This window comes from Calditerricola satsumensis, from assembly GCF_014646935.1.
GTDB lineage: Bacteria > Bacillota > Bacilli > Calditerricolales > Calditerricolaceae > Calditerricola > Calditerricola satsumensis.
Genome location: NZ_BMOF01000003.1, coordinates 41,932 through 57,952, shown reverse-complemented (window position 1 = coordinate 57,952; position 16,021 = coordinate 41,932). Strand labels below are relative to the sequence as shown.

16 protein-coding genes are annotated in these 16,021 nt (G+C 66.6%); 5 read left to right on the top strand and 11 right to left on the bottom strand.

Annotated features, from left to right (window positions below; genetic code table 11):
• Positions 1 to 43: 43 nt before the first annotated feature.
• From pyk to IEX61_RS01645, 7 genes are all read right to left on the bottom strand, one after another.
• Entirely contained in the window at positions 44 to 1,798 is a 1,755-nt protein-coding gene (gene pyk, locus IEX61_RS01675; RefSeq protein WP_054669120.1) for a pyruvate kinase, read from the bottom strand.
• 14 nt (positions 1,799 to 1,812) lie between these two features.
• The gene (pfkA, locus tag IEX61_RS01670) at positions 1,813 to 2,772 is read right to left on the bottom strand and encodes a 6-phosphofructokinase (RefSeq protein ID WP_054669127.1); all 960 of its coding nucleotides are present in this window, start codon (positions 2,770 to 2,772) and stop codon (positions 1,813 to 1,815) included.
• A gap of 130 nt (positions 2,773 to 2,902) precedes the next feature.
• Positions 2,903 to 3,877, bottom strand: coding sequence for an acetyl-CoA carboxylase carboxyltransferase subunit alpha (locus IEX61_RS01665; protein ID WP_188816628.1), 975 nt, complete (start codon positions 3,875 to 3,877; stop codon positions 2,903 to 2,905).
• A complete protein-coding gene (accD, locus tag IEX61_RS01660; RefSeq protein WP_188816627.1) occupies positions 3,874 to 4,776 on the bottom strand; it encodes an acetyl-CoA carboxylase, carboxyltransferase subunit beta in 903 nt (300 codons plus the stop codon). The genes IEX61_RS01665 and accD overlap by 4 nt, the downstream gene beginning before the upstream one ends.
• Before the next feature lie 32 nt (positions 4,777 to 4,808).
• On the bottom strand, positions 4,809 to 4,994 hold the full coding sequence (locus IEX61_RS01655) for a glutamate decarboxylase (protein WP_188816626.1): 186 nt from the start codon (positions 4,992 to 4,994) through the stop codon (positions 4,809 to 4,811).
• 118 nt (positions 4,995 to 5,112) lie between these two features.
• Positions 5,113 to 6,366, bottom strand: coding sequence for an NAD(P)-dependent malic enzyme (locus IEX61_RS01650; protein ID WP_188816625.1), 1,254 nt, complete (start codon positions 6,364 to 6,366; stop codon positions 5,113 to 5,115).
• Between the two features lie 84 nt (positions 6,367 to 6,450).
• Entirely contained in the window at positions 6,451 to 9,969 is a 3,519-nt protein-coding gene (locus IEX61_RS01645; RefSeq protein ID WP_188816624.1) for a DNA polymerase III subunit alpha, read from the bottom strand.
• A gap of 202 nt (positions 9,970 to 10,171) precedes the next feature.
• Here IEX61_RS01645 and IEX61_RS01640 point away from each other — a divergent pair, with 202 nt between their 5' ends.
• The 3 genes from IEX61_RS01640 (at position 10,172) to IEX61_RS01630 (ending at position 11,271) form a co-directional block, all read left to right on the top strand.
• A complete protein-coding gene (locus tag IEX61_RS01640) occupies positions 10,172 to 10,504 on the top strand; it encodes a YtrH family sporulation protein (RefSeq protein ID WP_054671112.1) in 333 nt (110 codons plus the stop codon).
• Positions 10,504 to 10,998, top strand: coding sequence for a sporulation membrane protein YtrI (locus IEX61_RS01635; protein WP_054671109.1), 495 nt, complete (start codon positions 10,504 to 10,506; stop codon positions 10,996 to 10,998). Before IEX61_RS01640 ends, IEX61_RS01635 begins: the two co-directional genes overlap by 1 nt.
• Positions 10,999 to 11,082: 84 nt before the next feature.
• Positions 11,083 to 11,271, top strand: coding sequence for a YtzJ family protein (locus IEX61_RS01630; RefSeq protein WP_054671106.1), 189 nt, complete (start codon positions 11,083 to 11,085; stop codon positions 11,269 to 11,271).
• A 77-nt stretch (positions 11,272 to 11,348) separates the two neighbouring features.
• Here the strand turns inward: IEX61_RS01630 and IEX61_RS01625 are convergent, their stop codons facing one another.
• Both IEX61_RS01625 and IEX61_RS01620 read right to left on the bottom strand, forming a co-directional pair.
• A complete protein-coding gene (locus tag IEX61_RS01625; protein WP_188816623.1) occupies positions 11,349 to 12,659 on the bottom strand; it encodes a CBS domain-containing protein in 1,311 nt (436 codons plus the stop codon).
• 113 nt (positions 12,660 to 12,772) lie between these two features.
• Entirely contained in the window at positions 12,773 to 13,327 is a 555-nt protein-coding gene (locus tag IEX61_RS01620) for a helix-turn-helix domain-containing protein (protein ID WP_054671103.1), read from the bottom strand.
• A gap of 149 nt (positions 13,328 to 13,476) precedes the next feature.
• Here IEX61_RS01620 and IEX61_RS01615 point away from each other — a divergent pair, with 149 nt between their 5' ends.
• On the top strand, positions 13,477 to 14,229 hold the full coding sequence (locus tag IEX61_RS01615) for an AzlC family ABC transporter permease (protein ID WP_188816622.1): 753 nt from the start codon (positions 13,477 to 13,479) through the stop codon (positions 14,227 to 14,229).
• Positions 14,226 to 14,540: an AzlD domain-containing protein gene (locus tag IEX61_RS01610; RefSeq protein ID WP_229725587.1), complete on the top strand. Its 315-nt coding sequence runs from the start codon at positions 14,226 to 14,228 to the stop codon at positions 14,538 to 14,540. The genes IEX61_RS01615 and IEX61_RS01610 overlap by 4 nt, the downstream gene beginning before the upstream one ends.
• A gap of 77 nt (positions 14,541 to 14,617) precedes the next feature.
• On the opposite strand, the gene IEX61_RS01605 is transcribed toward IEX61_RS01610, so the two are convergent.
• Both IEX61_RS01605 and IEX61_RS01600 read right to left on the bottom strand, forming a co-directional pair.
• On the bottom strand, positions 14,618 to 15,280 hold the full coding sequence (locus IEX61_RS01605; RefSeq protein WP_054672992.1) for an O-methyltransferase: 663 nt from the start codon (positions 15,278 to 15,280) through the stop codon (positions 14,618 to 14,620).
• 48 nt (positions 15,281 to 15,328) lie between these two features.
• Positions 15,329 to 16,018, bottom strand: coding sequence for a metal-dependent hydrolase (locus IEX61_RS01600; RefSeq protein WP_054672995.1), 690 nt, complete (start codon positions 16,016 to 16,018; stop codon positions 15,329 to 15,331).
• Positions 16,019 to 16,021: the final 3 nt, after the last annotated feature.

The window sequence follows — 16,021 nt, the reverse complement described above, 5'->3', positions numbered from 1 at the left end:
CACCTCCCGAAACCCGCAGTTGGGCTTGCGCCGCGCCCACCCGTCACAGCACCTTGGCGTATCCGGAATAGATGTGCCCGCGCTCGGGATCGACCGTCACGACCATGCCGTCCTTCAGCCGCTCCGTCGCCCCCTTCACGCCGACAACGACGGGAATGCCGAGGGACAGGCCCACCACCGCGGCGTGGGAGGTGAGGCCCCCTTCCTCGGTGATGAGGGCCGCCGCCCGCTCCACGGCCGGCATGATGTCCCGATCGGTGGCCACCGTGACGAGGATGGCCCCGTCGACCATCTTGGCCAGCGCCTCCTCGGCCGTCCGCGCGACCACCACCTTGCCCGTCACCGCTTTGCGGCCGACGCCCTGGCCCTTGGCCACAATGTCGCCGACGACGTGGATCTTCATCAGGTTGGTCGTCCCCGCCTCGCGCACCGGCACGCCGCCGGTAATGATGACGAGGTCGCCGTGGCGCACCACGCCGGAGGCCACGGCGCACGCCACCGACTCCTCCAGCATCTCGTCGGTGGTGGTTGCCGTCTGGCCGATGAGGGGGATGACGCCCCACACCAGGGTGAGCTGTCGCTGCACCCGCTCGTGCGGCGTGACGGCGACAATGGGCGCTTTGGGGCGGTACTTGGCGATCACCCGTGCCGTATACCCGCTCTCCGTCGGGGCGATGATCGCCGCCGCGTTGAGGGCCACCGAGGCACCCGCCACCGCCTGGCCGATCGTCTCGGTGATCGTCTGGCCCTGGGCCGCCTTCTGCTTGGCCACCCACTCGGCATAGGGCAGGGCCTGCTCGGTGCGCAAGGCGATGCGGGCCATCGTTTCCACGGCCTCGACGGGGTACTTGCCGGCCGCCGTCTCGCCGGAGAGCATCACCGCGTCGGTGCCGTCAAAGATGGCGTTGGCCACGTCGCTGGCCTCGGCCCGCGTCGGCCGCGGATTGCGCTGCATGGATTCGAGCATCTGCGTCGCCGTGATGACCACCTTTCCGGCGCGGTTGCACTTGGCGATCAGCTCCTTCTGCACGAGCGGCACTTCCTCGGCCGGAATCTCCACGCCCAGGTCGCCGCGGGCCACCATCAGGCCGTCGGCCACCTCGAGGATCTCGTCGACGTTGGCCACGCCCTCGCGGTTTTCGATCTTGGCGATGATCTTGATGTCGGCACCGTGCGCTTCCAGAATCTCGCGAATCTCCAGCACGTCGGCCGCCTTGCGCACGAAGGAGGCGGCGATGAAATCGACGCCCTGAGCGATGCCGAAGCGGATGTCCTCGGCGTCCTTCTCGGTGATGCCCGGCAGGTTCACCCGCACGCCGGGCACATTGACACCCTTGCGCGACCTCAGCTCCCCGCCGTTTTCCACCCGGCAGCGGATCTCCGTCTCCGTGGTCTCCAGCACGGTAAGGGCAATCAGGCCGTCGTCGATAAGGATGGTGTCGCCCGGTTTCACGTCGCGGGGCAGCCCGTCGTAGGTGATCGACACCCGCGTGGCATCGCCGGGAATGTTCTCGGTGGTCAGGGTGAGGAGGTCCCCCTCGCGCAGCGTCACCGGCTCGTCCTTCAGCACCCCGGTGCGGATCTCCGGGCCCTTCGTGTCGAGGAGGATGGCCACCGTCGCGCCCAGCTCGGCCGCCGCCTGGCGGATGTTCGCAATCCGACGCGCGTGCTCCTCGTGGGTGCCGTGGGAGAAATTGAGCCGGGCCACGTTCATCCCCGCCTGGATGAGGCGCTTGAGCGTGGCCACGTCCTCGCTGGCCGGGCCAATGGTGCAGACGATCTTCGTTTTGCGAATCACCGCGCTCCTCCCCCTCAGATCGACAGAATCCGCGCCAAGTGGTACATGGACAGGTCAACGGCGTGCGGCTGTGCGAAGGCCTCGTCAATGGCCACGTCGACGATGCGGTTGTTTTGGATGGCCACCATGCGCCCCGACTTTCCTTCCAGCAGCAGGTCGACGGCCAAGGCCCCCATGCGGCTGGCCAGGACGCGGTCAAAGGCCGTCGGCGAGCCGCCGCGCTGGATGTGCCCCAGCACGGTGACGCGCGTCTCAAAGCCGGTGCGGGCGGCGATTTCGCGGGCGATGTCCACCCCGCTGCCCACACCCTCGGCGACGAGGATGATGCTGTGCTTTTTCCCGCGCTGGTGGCCGCGCTGGAGCCGCTCGACGATGTCATCCAGGTTATAGGGTTCCTCGGGGATGAGAATCGATTCGGCGCCGTCGGCCAGCCCCGCCCACAGGGCGATGTCGCCGGCGTGGCGCCCCATCACCTCGACGACGTAGGTCCGCTCGTGGGAGGTGGCCGTGTCGCGGATCTTGTCGATGGCCTGGATGACGGTGTTGACCGCCGTGTCGAAGCCGATGGTGAAATCGGTGCCGGGGATGTCGTTGTCGATGGTGCCGGGAACGCCGATGGTGCGGATGCCGCGCTCGTGCAGCTTCAAGGCGCCGCGGAAGGAGCCGTCGCCGCCGATGACGACCAGCCCCTCGATGCCGCGTGCGCGCAGCTGCGCCACCGCCTTCTCCTGCCCCTCCGGCGTCTTGAACTCCTCGCAGCGCGCGCTGTAGAGAATCGTTCCGCCGCGGTGGATGATGTCGCCGACGCTGCCCACGTCCATCGGGCGGATGTCCCCCTCGATCAGTCCGCGGAAGCCGTGGTAGACGCCGAACACCTCCACGTTGTGGTACAGCGCCTTGCGCACGACGGCCCGGATCGCCGCGTTCATGCCCGGGGCGTCGCCGCCGCTCGTCAGAACGGCGATGCGCTTCACGCCGATCACCTCTCCTTTTCTCTGATTCTTCTGCGACTTGCGAGCCTGCCATACGGAAACATCATGGCCATGACGGTACCATTGTACCGAAAAAGCTTCCCGCGCGGCTACGGGAAGCTTTCCGGGACGTCTAGTCGTCGGCCATCTTGACCAGGGAGGTGAAGGCGCCCATCCGCCGATATTTTTCGTACCGGTCTTCGATCAGCTCCTCAGGGCTGAGGCGCATCAGTTCGTCGAGGGCCGCCGCGATCGTCTCGCCAAGGCGCTGGGCCGTCCAGTCGACGTCCCTGTGCGCCCCGCCCATCGGTTCGGGGATGATCCCGTCGATCACCCCCATGTCCAGCAGGTCCTGGGCGGTGATGCGCATCGTCTCCGCGGCCCGCTGCGCCTGGGAGGCGTCCTTCCACAAGAGCGCGGCCGCCCCTTCCGGCGAGATGACGGAGTAGAAGCTGTTTTCCAGCATGTACAGCCGGTTGCCCACGCCGAGGGCCAGCGCGCCGCCGCTTCCGCCCTCGCCCGTCACCACGCAGACGATCGGCACGCGGAGGGCGGCCATCTCGCGCAGGTTGCGGGCAATGGCCTCGCTCTGCCCGCGCTCCTCGGCGGCCATCCCCGGATAGGCCCCCGGGGTGTTGATCAGGCACAGGATCGGGCGTCCAAACTTGTCGGCCTGCTGCATGAGGCGCAACGCTTTGCGGTAGCCCTCGGGGTGGGGCATGCCGAAGTTGCGGGCAATGTTTTCCTTCGTGTCCTTGCCCTTCTGGTGCCCGACGACGGTGATCGGGATGCCGCGGAACTTGCCGATGCCGCCCACAATGGCTGGATCGTCGCCAAAGACGCGGTCCCCGTGCAGTTCCACAAAGTCGTCGATCAGCCGCTCGATGAAATCCAGCGTGGTGGGCCGGGCCGGATGGCGGGCGATCTGTACCTTCTGCCACGGGGTCAGATTGCCGTAAATCTCCTGCTCCAGCTCGCGCAGCTTCTCCTCCAGGCGGGCAACCTCCTGGGACAGATCAAGGCCCTTTTCCTCTGAAAAGGCGCGCAGCTCGGCAATCTTTCGGCTAAGCTCCACGAGCGGCTGTTCAAAGGGCAGTTCCCCGCTCACGAGCCGACCCTCCTCACCTGGTGAAGATCGAGCAGCTTGGCCAGCGTGGCGCGCATCTCCTTGCGGTGCACGACGAGGTCGAGCTGGCCGTGCTTGAGCAGAAACTCCGCAGTCTGGAAGTCGTCGGGCAACTTCTGCCGAATGGTCTGCTCGATGATGCGCCGCCCCGCAAAGCCGATGAGCGCGCCGGGCTCGGCGATGTTGATGTCGCCGAGGGAGGCGAAGCTGGCCGACACCCCGCCGGTCGTCGGGTTGGTCAGGACGCTGATAAAGAGCAGCCCCTCGCGGTGAAAACGGGCCAGGGCCGCCGACGTCTTGGCCATCTGCATCAGGCTGAGCACGCCCTCCTGCATGCGCGCCCCGCCCGAGGCGGAAAAGAGGAGGAGCGGAAGGCGCTTTTCCGTGGCCCGCTCGATGGCGCGGGTGATCTTTTCCCCGACGACCGATCCCATGCTGCCCATGATGAAGCGGCTGTCCATCACGCCGATGACGACGCCAAAGCCGTCGATCGTCCCTTCACCGGTCACCACCGCTTCGCGCAGGCCCGACTGGGCTTGGGACTTGGCCAGCTTGTCGGGGTAGCCGGGAAAGCCGAGGGGGTCTTCCGATACCAGGTCGGCATCGTACTCGACAAACGACCCCTCGTCGAGCGTGATGCGAATCCGCTCCGGCGCGGACAGGGCAAAGTGGTAATCGCATCCCCGGCAGACCTTCAGGTTTTTGTCCAGCTCCTTGACGTACGTGATCGTGCCGCAGCGGTCGCACTTGATGAGCAAGCCCTCGGGAATCTCCCGCCGCTCCTCGCGCGCCGCCGCGTCGGCCGCGTCTTCCCGGCGCGCAGGCTGCACGCCGGGCAGCGTGGCGTACCGCTTCCGTTTCCCAAACCAGTCCTTGAACACGTTTACACCCCACCTGCGACACTCGGCGCTCTTCATTCATGAAGAATGGCGCTGAGCACCTCTTGGACTTCCCGCACTTCGGAACCGGGAACGAGCACTTCGTATTGCTTCGACACCCCGCTGGGGCGAATCTTCACCAGAAACCCCTCTTCTTCAAGCCGCTGTTTGATCCGCTCGGCCGCCTTTTCGCTGGGCGCAATATAGATCACGGTCCACATGGGGGTTCCTCCTTCACCTGCCGCAACTCGGCTTCGTCTTCGTTGCGCTGTGCGCGATCACATCATATCTATTATTTGGACCGCGCCGCCATCCGTCAAGGAAAAGCGGACGAAGGGCCTACGCGCCCGTAGGCAATTGGGCCGCGATGCGGGCGGTCGTCCGGCGGCGGATCACCTCGGGGTCGACCGCTTTGCGGGCCACGCCCGTGCGCATCGCCGCCTCGGCCACCGCCGCCGCCACCGCCGGGGCCACGCGCCGATCAAGGGGCGAGGGGATCACGCAGTCGGGCGACAGCTGTTCCTCCCCGACAAGGCCGGCAATGGCTTTTACCGCCGCCAATTTCATCGCGTCGTTGATCTCCGTCGCCGCCACATCCAGCGCGCCGCGGAACACACCGGGGAAGGCGAGGACGTTGTTCACCTGGTTGGGGAAGTCCGAACGGCCCGTTCCCACAACGGCCGCGCCGGCGGCCTTGGCCTCATCGGGCAGGATCTCGGGAACGGGGTTCGCCATGGCGAAAACGATGGCGTCCCGGGCCATCGTGCGCACCATGTCGGAGGTGAGCACCCCGGCCGTCGAGACCCCGATGAAGACGTCCGCACCGCGCAGACAATCCGCCAGCGCGCCGCGCACGCGCTCGCGGTTGGTCACCGCCGCCATCTCGGCCTTTATCGCGTTCATCCCCTCCGGGCGGCCGGGATAGAGCGCGCCGTACCGGTCACACAAGACGACATCGCCCACGCCCAGCTGGAGCAGAAGGCGCACAACGGCAATGCCCGCCGCACCGGCGCCGTTGACCACCACCCGTACGGTGGAAAGGGATTTGCCGACCACGCGCAGGGCGTTGAGGAGCCCGGCGGCGGTGACGATGGCCGTGCCGTGCTGGTCATCGTGAAAGACGGGGATGCGCAGCTCCGTTTTGAGCCGCTCCTCGATGGCAAAGCATGCCGGCGCGGCGATGTCCTCCAGGTTGAAGCCCCCAAAGGTGGGCTCGAGGCGCTTCACCGCCTCGACAAACGCCTCGACCTCCACCTCCCGGACACAGATCGGGACCGCGTCCACGTCGGCAAACAGCTTGAACAGGAGGGCCTTTCCCTCCATCACCGGCAAGGCCGCCTCCGGTCCGATGTTGCCCAGTCCCAGCACCGCCGTTCCGTTCGTCACCACCGCTACCAGGTTGCCTTTGACGGTGTAGTCGTAGACGCGGTCGGGATCGGCGTGAATCTCCTTGCACGGTTCGGCCACGCCCGGCGTGTACACCAAGCTCAGGTCATGGGCGTTGCGCACCGCCACCTTGCCCTGGACCGTCAGTTTTCCCTGGTGGTCGCGATGAAGCCGCAGCGCCGCCTCGCGCAAGCTGAAATCCCCCACCGTCACGTTCCTCCTTTTGCCCGGGTTCCGGGTATTTTTTCTATTATAGCAAAGCCTTCACACACGGCGCGAGGGCGCTGCGGCTCACCGAACGGCATAGGTGCCGGGGCCAAACAGCCGCTCCACGGCGGCCTGCAGGGCATCGCTGGGGGCGACAGCGTAGCGGGCGGAAAGGGCGCGAGCCTCGCCCGTGGCCTCGAGGTAGAGCACCACCGGCACCGTTCCGGCGTGCAGGGCCAGTACCGCTTTCAGCCGAGCCAGATGGGTACGGGTCTGGGCATGGCGCGGCACCTTGATATACACGCGGCTGGCCTCCGCGTCCGGCGGAGGAGACGCGTCCGCAGGCGACGGCGAACCGGCCGCTGGGGACACCGGTGGGCCGGCCGGAGAGGGAGACGCCGCGCCGCGTGTTTCCAACGCGCGCAGGCGCTCGGCAACGGCGGCGAGGTCCCATGCGCGGCGCAGGAGCAGCTTCACCTGCTCGTCCTGGCGGTCGACCGTGCCTTCGATTACGAGGGCCTCGGCCCCCTCGATGACGGCGCGGTACCGGCGGTACGCGTCGGGGAAGACCACCACCTCGACGCGCCCGGCGCGGTCTTCGAGGGTGAGAAAGAGCATCGGCTCGCCCTTGCGCGTCTGGATGCCCTTCTTCTCCCGCACCAGGCCGGCCACCTTGGCCACGGTGCCGTCCCGCAGCTCGGCCAGGGCCGGAAGGGGGAGAAGCCCCGGGTGCTCGAGCACATGCCGATAGGCGTCAAGGGGATGGCCGGAGACGTACAGGCCGAGGTATTCGCGCTCGTGATCGAGGCGCTCGCGCAGGCTGAAGGGCGGCAGATCAGGGTAGGGGACGGGCATGGCCGCCGCCTGGGCCGGCTCGGCGAACAGGGCCAGCTGGTCGTCGTCCCGCGCCCGCCGCGCCTCGGCCGCAGCGTCCAGCACGTCGTCGAGGACGGCCAGCTTCTGCACGCGGTCCCCTTCCAGGCTGTCCATCGCCCCGCAAAAGATGAGCGCCTCGAGCACTTTGCGGTTCAGCGCCCGCGGGTCAACGCGCAGGCAGAAGTCGTACAGGTTGCGGAACGGGCCGGCCTTGCGCGCCTCGAGGATGGCCCGCACGGCGGGCAGGCCGACGTGCTTGATTGCCCCCAGGCCGAAGCGGACGCCGCCGGGGACGACGGTGAAGGCCTCGTCGCTCTCGTTGACATCGGGCGGCAGCACCTTGAGGCCCATCTCCCGGCAGGCCTCCACGTACTCGGCCAGCTTGTCGTGGTTGCCCATCACCGAGGAGAGGAGGGCGGCCATGAACGCCGCCGGATAGTGGGCCTTGAGGTAGGCCATCTGGTAGGCGATGACCCCGTAGGCGACGGCGTGGGCCTTGTTGAACCCGTAGTCGGCGAAGCGGACGATCAGGTCGTAGACGGCGTGGGCCAGCGCCTCGTCGTACCCCTGGCGCCGGCAGCCGGCCACAAACCGCTCGCGCATCTCGTCCAGGAGCTCGCGCTTCTTCTTCGCCACCGCGCGGCGCAGGATGTCGGCCTCGCCGAGGGTGAAGCCGGCCAGTTTCGCCGCCACCTGCATGATCTGCTCCTGGTAGACGAGGATGCCGTAGGTAGGGGCGAGAATCGGCTCGAGATCGGGGTGGGGGTAGGTGACGGGCCGCTCGCCGCGCTTGCCGGCGATGTACTGGTCGATGAAGGCCATCGGCCCCGGCCGGTACAGGGCGAGGACGGCGACGATGTCGTCGAAGCGCGAAGGCTTCAGCTCGCGCAGGACGCGCCGCATGCCGGCCGACTCCAGCTGGAAAATGCCCGTCGTCTCGGCGCAGGAGAGGAGGGCATAGGTGTCCGGGTCGTCGAAGGGAATGGCCTCGAGGCGCGGCCGCTCGCCCGTCGTGCGCGCGACGTGATCGAGGGTCCGCTCGATGATCGTCAGGTTGCGCAGGCCGAGAAAATCCATCTTGAGGAGGCCGATCGCCTCGAGGGCCGCCATGTCGTACTGCGTGAGCGGGCACAGGCCGCTTCCGGCCGTCAGCGGCGTGTGGTCGGTGAGCGGGTCGCGCGAAATGACCACCCCCGCGGCGTGGGTTGAGGGATGGCGGGGCAGCCCCTCAACCCCCTTGGCCATATCGATCAGCTGGCGCACCTCGGGATCCTGTTCGTACAGCGCCGCCAGCTGCGGCACCTCTTGCAATGCCCGCTCGAGGGTCATGCCCGGCCCGCCGGGAATCCGCTTGGCCACGGCATCCACCTTGCCGTAGGGCAGATCGAGGACGCGCCCGACGTCGCGCACCGCGGCGCGGGCGGCCATCGTCCCGAAGGTGATGATCTGGGCCACGTGGTCGGCGCCGTAGCGTTCGACGACGTAGCGGATCACCTCGTCGCGCCGCTCGTCGGAAAAATCGATGTCGATGTCGGGCATGCTGACGCGCTCGCGGTTCAAAAACCGCTCAAAGAGAAGGCCGTGTTCGAGCGGGTCGACCTGGGTAATCCCGAGGCAGTACGCCACCAGGCTGCCCGCCGCCGACCCCCGCCCCGGGCCGGTGAGGATGCCCTGCTCGCGGGCGTAGCGCATGAAGTCCCAGACGATGAGGAAGTAGTCGGCAAAGCCCGTCTCGGCGATGACGGCCAGCTCGTGGTCGAGCCGCGCGCGCACCGCCTCGCTTACCGTTCCGTACCGCTTTCGGGCGCCCGCTTCGCACAGCTTGCGCAGGTACGCGTCGGCCGACGGCTCGCCGGGCGGGAGGGGAAAGCGCGGCAGCACCGTCCGGCCGAGGGGAATCGTCACGCGGCAGCGCTCGGCAAGGCGCACGGTGGTTTCCAGCGCCTCGGGGAGATGGGCAAAGCGCGCGGCCATTTCCTCGGCCGAGGTGAAATAATACCGGTCGTTGGGGAGGCGCAGCCGGTTCTCGTCGGCCAGGCGCTTGCCCGTGGCGATGCACATCAGCACCTCCTGGACACGGGCGTCCTCGCGGCGGATGTAGTGGACGTCGTTCGTCGCCGCCACCGCCAGTCCGGCGCGGCGGGCCAGCTCCACCAGGCGGGCGTTCACCAGCCGTTCCTCGGGCAGATCATGGTCCTGCACTTCCACCACGACGTTGTCCCGCCCGAAGATCTCCACGTACTGAGCCAGAGCCCGCTCGGCCTCCGCCGTCTTGCCGGCGAGCAGGAGCTGGGGCACCTCGCCGCGGAGGCATCCGGTGAGGGCGATGAGGCCCGCGCGGTGGCGATGGAGCATCTCCTTGTCGACGCGCGGCTTGCCGTGGTGCATGCCCAAAAGGTGCGCCTCTGTGGCCAGGCGCATCAGGTTTTTGTACCCCGTCTCGTTTTCGGCGAGCAGGGTGAGGTGGTACACCGGCTGGCGGTCCCGCGGCGCCCGGTCCGCCGCCGACCCGTTGACCACATACGCCTCCATGCCCAGGATCGGCCGCACGCCGCGTTCGAGGCAGGCCCGGTAAAAGGGGATCAGGCCGTACAGGACGCCATGGTCGGTAAGGGCGAGGGCCTCCATCCCCAGCTCCGCCGCCCGCGCCGCCAGGTCGTCGATGCGCGCCGCGCCGTCAAGCAGGCTGTATTCGCTGTGGACGTGCAAGTGGACGAAGGCGGCCACGTCCCATCCTCCCTCGCGAACGTTCCTTTCTCTAAAATGATAGCGCAAGACACCGGGCGAACCAAACATACATTCGCCTCCGCATGGCACCGGCGGACGAGTCATACAATCTACCGAACGATGCCGATGCGCCACGCCGCACGCCATCCGCGCCGCCGCGGATGGCCATCAGTCTCGCCGGATTGCGGGGGGGAAAGCCGCCATGAGTGAATTTGTCTCCACCGCCGTGCTGTACTTTTTCGTCGCCTTCGGTGTGTTGGTGGGCGGGGCCTCCGTCGGCGGGCTCGGAGCCCTCCTCGTCAACCTGCCGCCGCTCTACACGATGCTGAGCCTGGCGGAAAAGCTGAAAATCTGGGCCCTGGTTGCCGCCGTGGGCGGCACCTTCGACGTCATCAAGCACATTGAAAGCGGCGTCACAGGCGGAAACCTCTCCTCGGTGCTCATCAAACAGGTGCTGCTCCTGTCGTCGGCCTTCGCCGGCGCCCACTGCGGCACGCTCCTCCTGCACTGGATTGCGAAAGGGGAGGGGCTGTAATGCGCATCGTCCCCGCGAGCCGCCACCCCCGCCTGTTTCGCTACGAGATGGTCTTTCTCTTCGGCCTGTTGTGCGGTGCCGTGCTGTGCCTCTACGTCGTCGGCCAGCAGGTTGACCGCTACCACCTGACCGTCAAGACCCTCACCCTCGAAAACGCCAAACTGCAAGAAGAGGTGCGCGCCCTGCAGGACAAGTTAGAGGCGCGGTCGGCCAAGCCGGTGGTGCGCAAACTCGAGGTGGTGCTCGTCAACGACAACCTTGACGCCTTTCTCCAAGCCGAGATCATGAGCCACGTGAAAAAGGAAGCCCGGTTTTTGGTCGGCCTTCCCGTGAACAGCCTGCTGGAAACCCACCGTGCCCTCGTTCGCCTGCTGGGCAACCAGACGGTGACCGTCGACGACCGTACCTACCGCCTTGCCCTGCGCACGCTCGTCGTCGGGGAAACGGTGGTCTTGTATATGGATGCGCAGCCCGCCGCTCAACCGATACCTTGACGTTTCAGGTGTTTTGACAATATAATATTTGTGGTGCTTTTTAACTCTTTGGAAGCGTCAACTGCGTCGGAAGGGGGGATCGATGTGGTCATTAGCAACAAACGCCTTGCGCGTGCCCATGTGGAGAAGCTGAAAGAGGGGTATTCCGCCTTCACCGAATCGCCTGAAGTGGCCCGGTACATCGAGAAAGAGCTCGACTCCCTCGGCTTCTCCGTCCACATCGACCGGACGCCCTACGGCTTTTGGTACATTCCCCTTCGCGACGAAACCTGATTCGGCGCAACCCACGTAGCTGACAGGCCAGCAGGGTCCCGATACGGACAACCCCCGACAGACATTGTCGGGGGTTTTTAGCGTTCAAAGAGCTGCGCCGTCAGGACGGCTTTGGCCACCAGCTGGCCTTCGCGGTACACTTCCACGTCCACCTTGCCGAACTTACGGCTCACTTCGAGCACGCGGGGGTGGACGTCGATGGCGCTGTCGATCTGGATGGGCTTGAGAAAGTACACGCTGAGGTTTTCGCACACGAACTCGCCTTTTTTGTACTGGCGCAGGACGCGTCGCGCCGCCTCCTCGATCACCTGGGTGAGAACGCCGGTGGCCATCATCCCGAAGTGGTTGGTCATCTGCGGCGTAACCTCGCCTTGCAGCACCACCTGGCCGTCGACGCGGTTTTCCGTGAAGCGGGTGGTGATCAGGTCGGCGAAGGTTTCGCCGACTTGCGGCTGCTTTTGCATGTACTGCAAGGCCTTAAGGACATCCTGGCGGCTCACGACGCCCAAGAGGCGCCGCTGGCCGTCGACAACGGGCAACAGTTCGATGCCTTCCCACACCATCAGGTGGGCGGCCGCCGCTACGGACATGTTGGGCGACGCCGTCAGGGGCTGCTTGGTCATCACCCGCTCGATCGGCGCATCCGGTTCATGGCCGATCACGTCTTTGGTCGTCACGATGCCGACGACGCGGTCGTGCTCGTCGACAACGGGATAGCGCGAATGCCCGGTCTCCATCTGCAAGGCCTTCCACCGGCCGACGGTGTCGTTCGGGTGCAACACAACCGTGGCGTGGCGCGGGACGAGAATGTCTTCGACGAGAACGATTTCTTTTTTGATCAGCCGGTCAAAGATGGCCCGGTTGATCAGCGACGCCACCGTAAAGGTGTCGTAGCTGCTCGAGATGAGCGGCAGGGCGTATTCGTCGGCCAAGCGCTTCACCTCGTCGCTGGCGTCAAACCCGCCGGTGATCAGCACCGCCGCCCCGTGCTCGAGGGCCAGCTTGTGGGCCTGATCGCGGTTGCCCACGATCAAGAGGCTGCCCGGCTCGACGTAGCGCATCATCGCCTCCAGCTTCATGGCCCCGATCACAAATTTGTTCAGGGTCTTGTGCAGCCCCTCGCGCCCGCCGAGAACGTGCCCCTCGACGATGTTGACCACCTCGGCGAAGGTGAGCTTCTCGATGTTCTCCTTCTGCTTCTTCTCGATGCGCACGGTGCCGACGCGCTCGATGGTGCTGACCAGCCCGCGCGCCTCGGCGTCCTTGATCGCCCGGTAGGCGGTTCCCTCGCTGACCCCCATGTCCCGGGCAATCTGGCGCACCGAGATTTTCGTCCCGACTTCCAGGGACTCGATGTACTGGAGAATCTGCTCGTGTTTCGTCGTCAAATCCCCGTCACCACGCTTTTTTGAAAATCTGTCGTACTCCTCTCACCGGTGCTGTGATCCACTGGACTTTGCCCTATTATAGCGCCGCGCGCTCCGCTACACAACCGCGCCCCTCAGCGCGGGGGGTAGACGAGGAGCATGTGCACCCGCGTCGGCCGATCGCCGCAGCGGTACGTGTGGGGGCGATCCGCGGCCATGCGCAGGGCGTCCCCGGCGCGCAAGGTGTACGTGCAGCCGTCCACGTCGACGGAGAGGCTCCCTTCGGCGACGAGCAGGTATTCCTCGACGCCGGCGGGATGCGGCTCGGAGGCGTGGGTCACGCCGGGATCCATCTCCACCCGGTACACTTCAAAGCGCGTCGCCCGGTCAAAGGGAAACAGGGGGTATACGCGATACCCACCGCCTTCCTCGACAACGGGGGAGGTGGCGGCGCGGGGCACGACGGTAACCGTGGGGTGTTCCGGCTCAATCAGCGCCGAGAAGGTCAGGTTCAATCCGGCGGCAATCTTCCACAGCGTGGTCACCGTCGGGCTCGACTCGCCGCGCTCGATCTGGGCGAGCATGCCCTTGCTCACGCCGGTGAGTTCGGCCAGCTTGTCGAGGCTGAGCCCGCGCTGTTTGCGCAGGCGCTGCAGATTGCGGCCAATCTGCACGTGAATCGGCTCCATGGGAGTCACCTGAGGTCGGAAACGTTTTGGACACGGTGATGGGAAGCGGGTTTCGAGAGTTACCGGTTGTCAACCGATTGTATGTTATATTGTACGAATGTATAATACATTGTAAATCCTTTGGCTTGCGAAAAAGGAGGCAACAACCGATGAACCGCGACGCGCACCGCGCCTTTTTCCAAGGCCTTCGCGCCGGCGCGCCCATTGCCGTCGGCTACCTGCCCATCGCCATGGCCTTTGGCGTGCTCGCCCGATCGGCCGGCGTTCCGGAAGTGGCGGCGGTGGCCATGTCGGCGCTCGTCTATGCCGGGGCCAGCCAGTTCGTCGCCGTCAACCTCCTCGCCTTGGGCGTGGCGTGGAGCGAGATCGTGCTGACCACGTTTCTCCTCAACCTGCGCCACCTGCTCATGACGGCGGCCCTGTCCCGGCGCATCGAGCCGGGCGTGCCAAAACCGCTGCGCGCGCTCGTGGCCTATGGCGTGACGGACGAAACCTTTGCCGTCGCCGCGCTTGCGCCCGACGCCACGCTGCGCCCCGCCTTCCTGCTGGGCCTGAACGCCATCGCCTTTGCCGCGTGGAACGTGGGCACGGTCCTCGGCCTGGTCGTCGGGGCAGGCCTGCCGCAGGCGCTGCAAGCGAGCCTGGGGATCGCCCTGTACGCCATGTTTCTCGGCCTCCTGATCCCGCCGATGCGCACCTCCCGTGCCGTGGCCGCCGTAGCCGCTTCGGCCGCCCTGACCCACGCCGCCTTGACGGCCCTTGCCGCGGCGGTGCCGCTTTCGCCGGGTTGGCGCATCGTGCTGGCCACCGTGGTCGGCGCTGCCGTTGGCGCAGCCCTCGCCGAGGGCGACACGTCTGACTCCCGCAACGCGACGACGGCCGCCAAGGAGGTGAGACCGTGAGCCATGCGGACAGCCTTCTGGCCCTCGTCGTGGCCATGGGAGCGGTCACCTATCTGCCGCGCATGTTGCCGCTGGTCTTCCTGCCGGGACGCGCGTGGCCACCCGCGGTGGAGCGTTTTTTCCGTTTCCTCCCCTATGCCGCCCTCGGCGCCCTCATCGTGCCCGGGGTGTTCACCGCCACGGGGCATCCCGCATCCGCCACCGTTGGCGCGCTGGCGGCGGCAGCCCTCGCATGGCGGCGTGCCCATCTCCTCCTCGTCGTGGCCGCCGGCATCGCCGGGGCGCTGGCCGTCGACCTCGTGATGCGGTAACAGCATGACGGCGGGCAGGACGCGCACCGGCTTGACGCGCCGGATCTCCACGTCTTGCCCGCCGGTATTGCCCCGCGTCAATCCGGGACGCGGATGTTTTCAGTCGCCTCGGCTTTCACGCGCGCCACCGCGAACCCGTCGTCGAGGGGCAGCAACGTGGCCTCCAGGCGCGGATGGGAGACCAGGCGCTCATGAAACGCGCGGATGCCCCGCGTCGCGCCGTCCTCGATCCTCTCGTCAAAAATGCGGTCTTGCCAAAACACGTTGTCGGCAGTGATGACCGCGCCCGGCCGTGCCAGCCGCACGGCCCATTCCAGATAATGCGGGTAGTTTTCCTTGTCGGCGTCAATGAAGACAAAGTCAAAGCGCTCCCCCCGCTGTTCGAGCCGCGGCAGCGTCTCCAGGGCGGGGCCGATCTCGTAGCGCACCTTGTGCCCCACGCCGGCGCGGTCGACATGTTCGCGCGCCACCGCCGCGTACACCGGATGGATCTCGAGGGACACCAATTCGCCGTCCTCCGGCAAGGCGCGGGCGATCCAGATGCCGCTATACCCCCCGAGTGCACCGATCTCCAGCGCGCGTCGCGCCCCGACCAGCTTCACGAGCAAATGCAACAGCCGCCCCAACTGGGGCGTCACGGAAATCTCCGGCATCCCCCGCGCGGCAATCCCCGCGCGCACCGCGCGCAGCACCTCGTCTTCCCGCACAAACCACCGCTCGATGTACGCTTCCCGGCTCACGCGCTCCCTCCCCCGATTCCTGGCGCATATCCCCCACCCCCGCAGCGGTCACAGGGTCAGCGACTGCCCGCTTTCCAACACCACGCCGTTTATGCCCTTCTCCTTCAGCGCCCGAACAAAGGCGTGAGCGTCCTGTTCAATGAGCGGGAACGTGTTGTAGTGGATGGGGACAACCGTCTTGGCCTTCACCCATTCGGCGGCCACCAGGGCATCCTCGGGCCCCATCGTGAAGTTGTCGCCGATGGGCAGGAAGGCCACGTCCGGCGCATGCCGCTCGCCAATCAGCCTCATGTCGCCAAAGAGGGCCGTGTCCCCGGCATGGTAGATCGTCTTGCCGCCGAGAAACAGCAGAATCCCCGCCGGCATCCCGGTGTAGACGATCCGTCGCCCGTCCTCCTCCACAAAGCTCGACCCGTGAAAGGCCGGCGTAAACTTCACGCGAAAACCGCCAAAATCGCGCGACCCGCCGATGTGCATCGGGTGCACGGAAACGCCCTGCCAGGACAGGTAGGTGGCCAGCTCAAAGACGGCCACTACCGTCGCCCCGGTGCGCTTGGCGATGGCCACCGCGTCCCCCACGTGGTCGCCGTGGCCGTGGGTGAGGAGGATGAAGTCGGCGGAAAGCGCTTCCGGCTTCACCTTGGCCAGCGGATTGCCCGTCACAAAGGGGTCAATGAGGATGGTTTTCCCTTCGTGGCGCACCTCCACAAAGCTGTGCCCGTGGTACACCAGTTCCATGGC

What these genes read in the sequence shown, in the direction of transcription:
- IEX61_RS01635 (WP_054671109.1), top strand. Translation starts at nt 10,504, where the DNA reads ATGCGCATCGTCCCCGCGAGCCGCCACCCCCGCCTGTTTCGCTACGAG.
- IEX61_RS01655 (WP_188816626.1), bottom strand. Translation starts at nt 4,994, where the DNA reads ATGTGGACCGTGATCTATATTGCGCCCAGCGAAAAGGCGGCCGAGCGG.
- IEX61_RS01640 (WP_054671112.1), top strand. Translation starts at nt 10,172, where the DNA reads ATGAGTGAATTTGTCTCCACCGCCGTGCTGTACTTTTTCGTCGCCTTC.
- IEX61_RS01600 (WP_054672995.1), bottom strand. Translation starts at nt 16,018, where the DNA reads ATGGAACTGGTGTACCACGGGCACAGCTTTGTGGAGGTGCGCCACGAA.
- IEX61_RS01620 (WP_054671103.1), bottom strand. Translation starts at nt 13,327, where the DNA reads ATGGAGCCGATTCACGTGCAGATTGGCCGCAATCTGCAGCGCCTGCGC.
- IEX61_RS01615 (WP_188816622.1), top strand. Translation starts at nt 13,477, where the DNA reads ATGAACCGCGACGCGCACCGCGCCTTTTTCCAAGGCCTTCGCGCCGGC.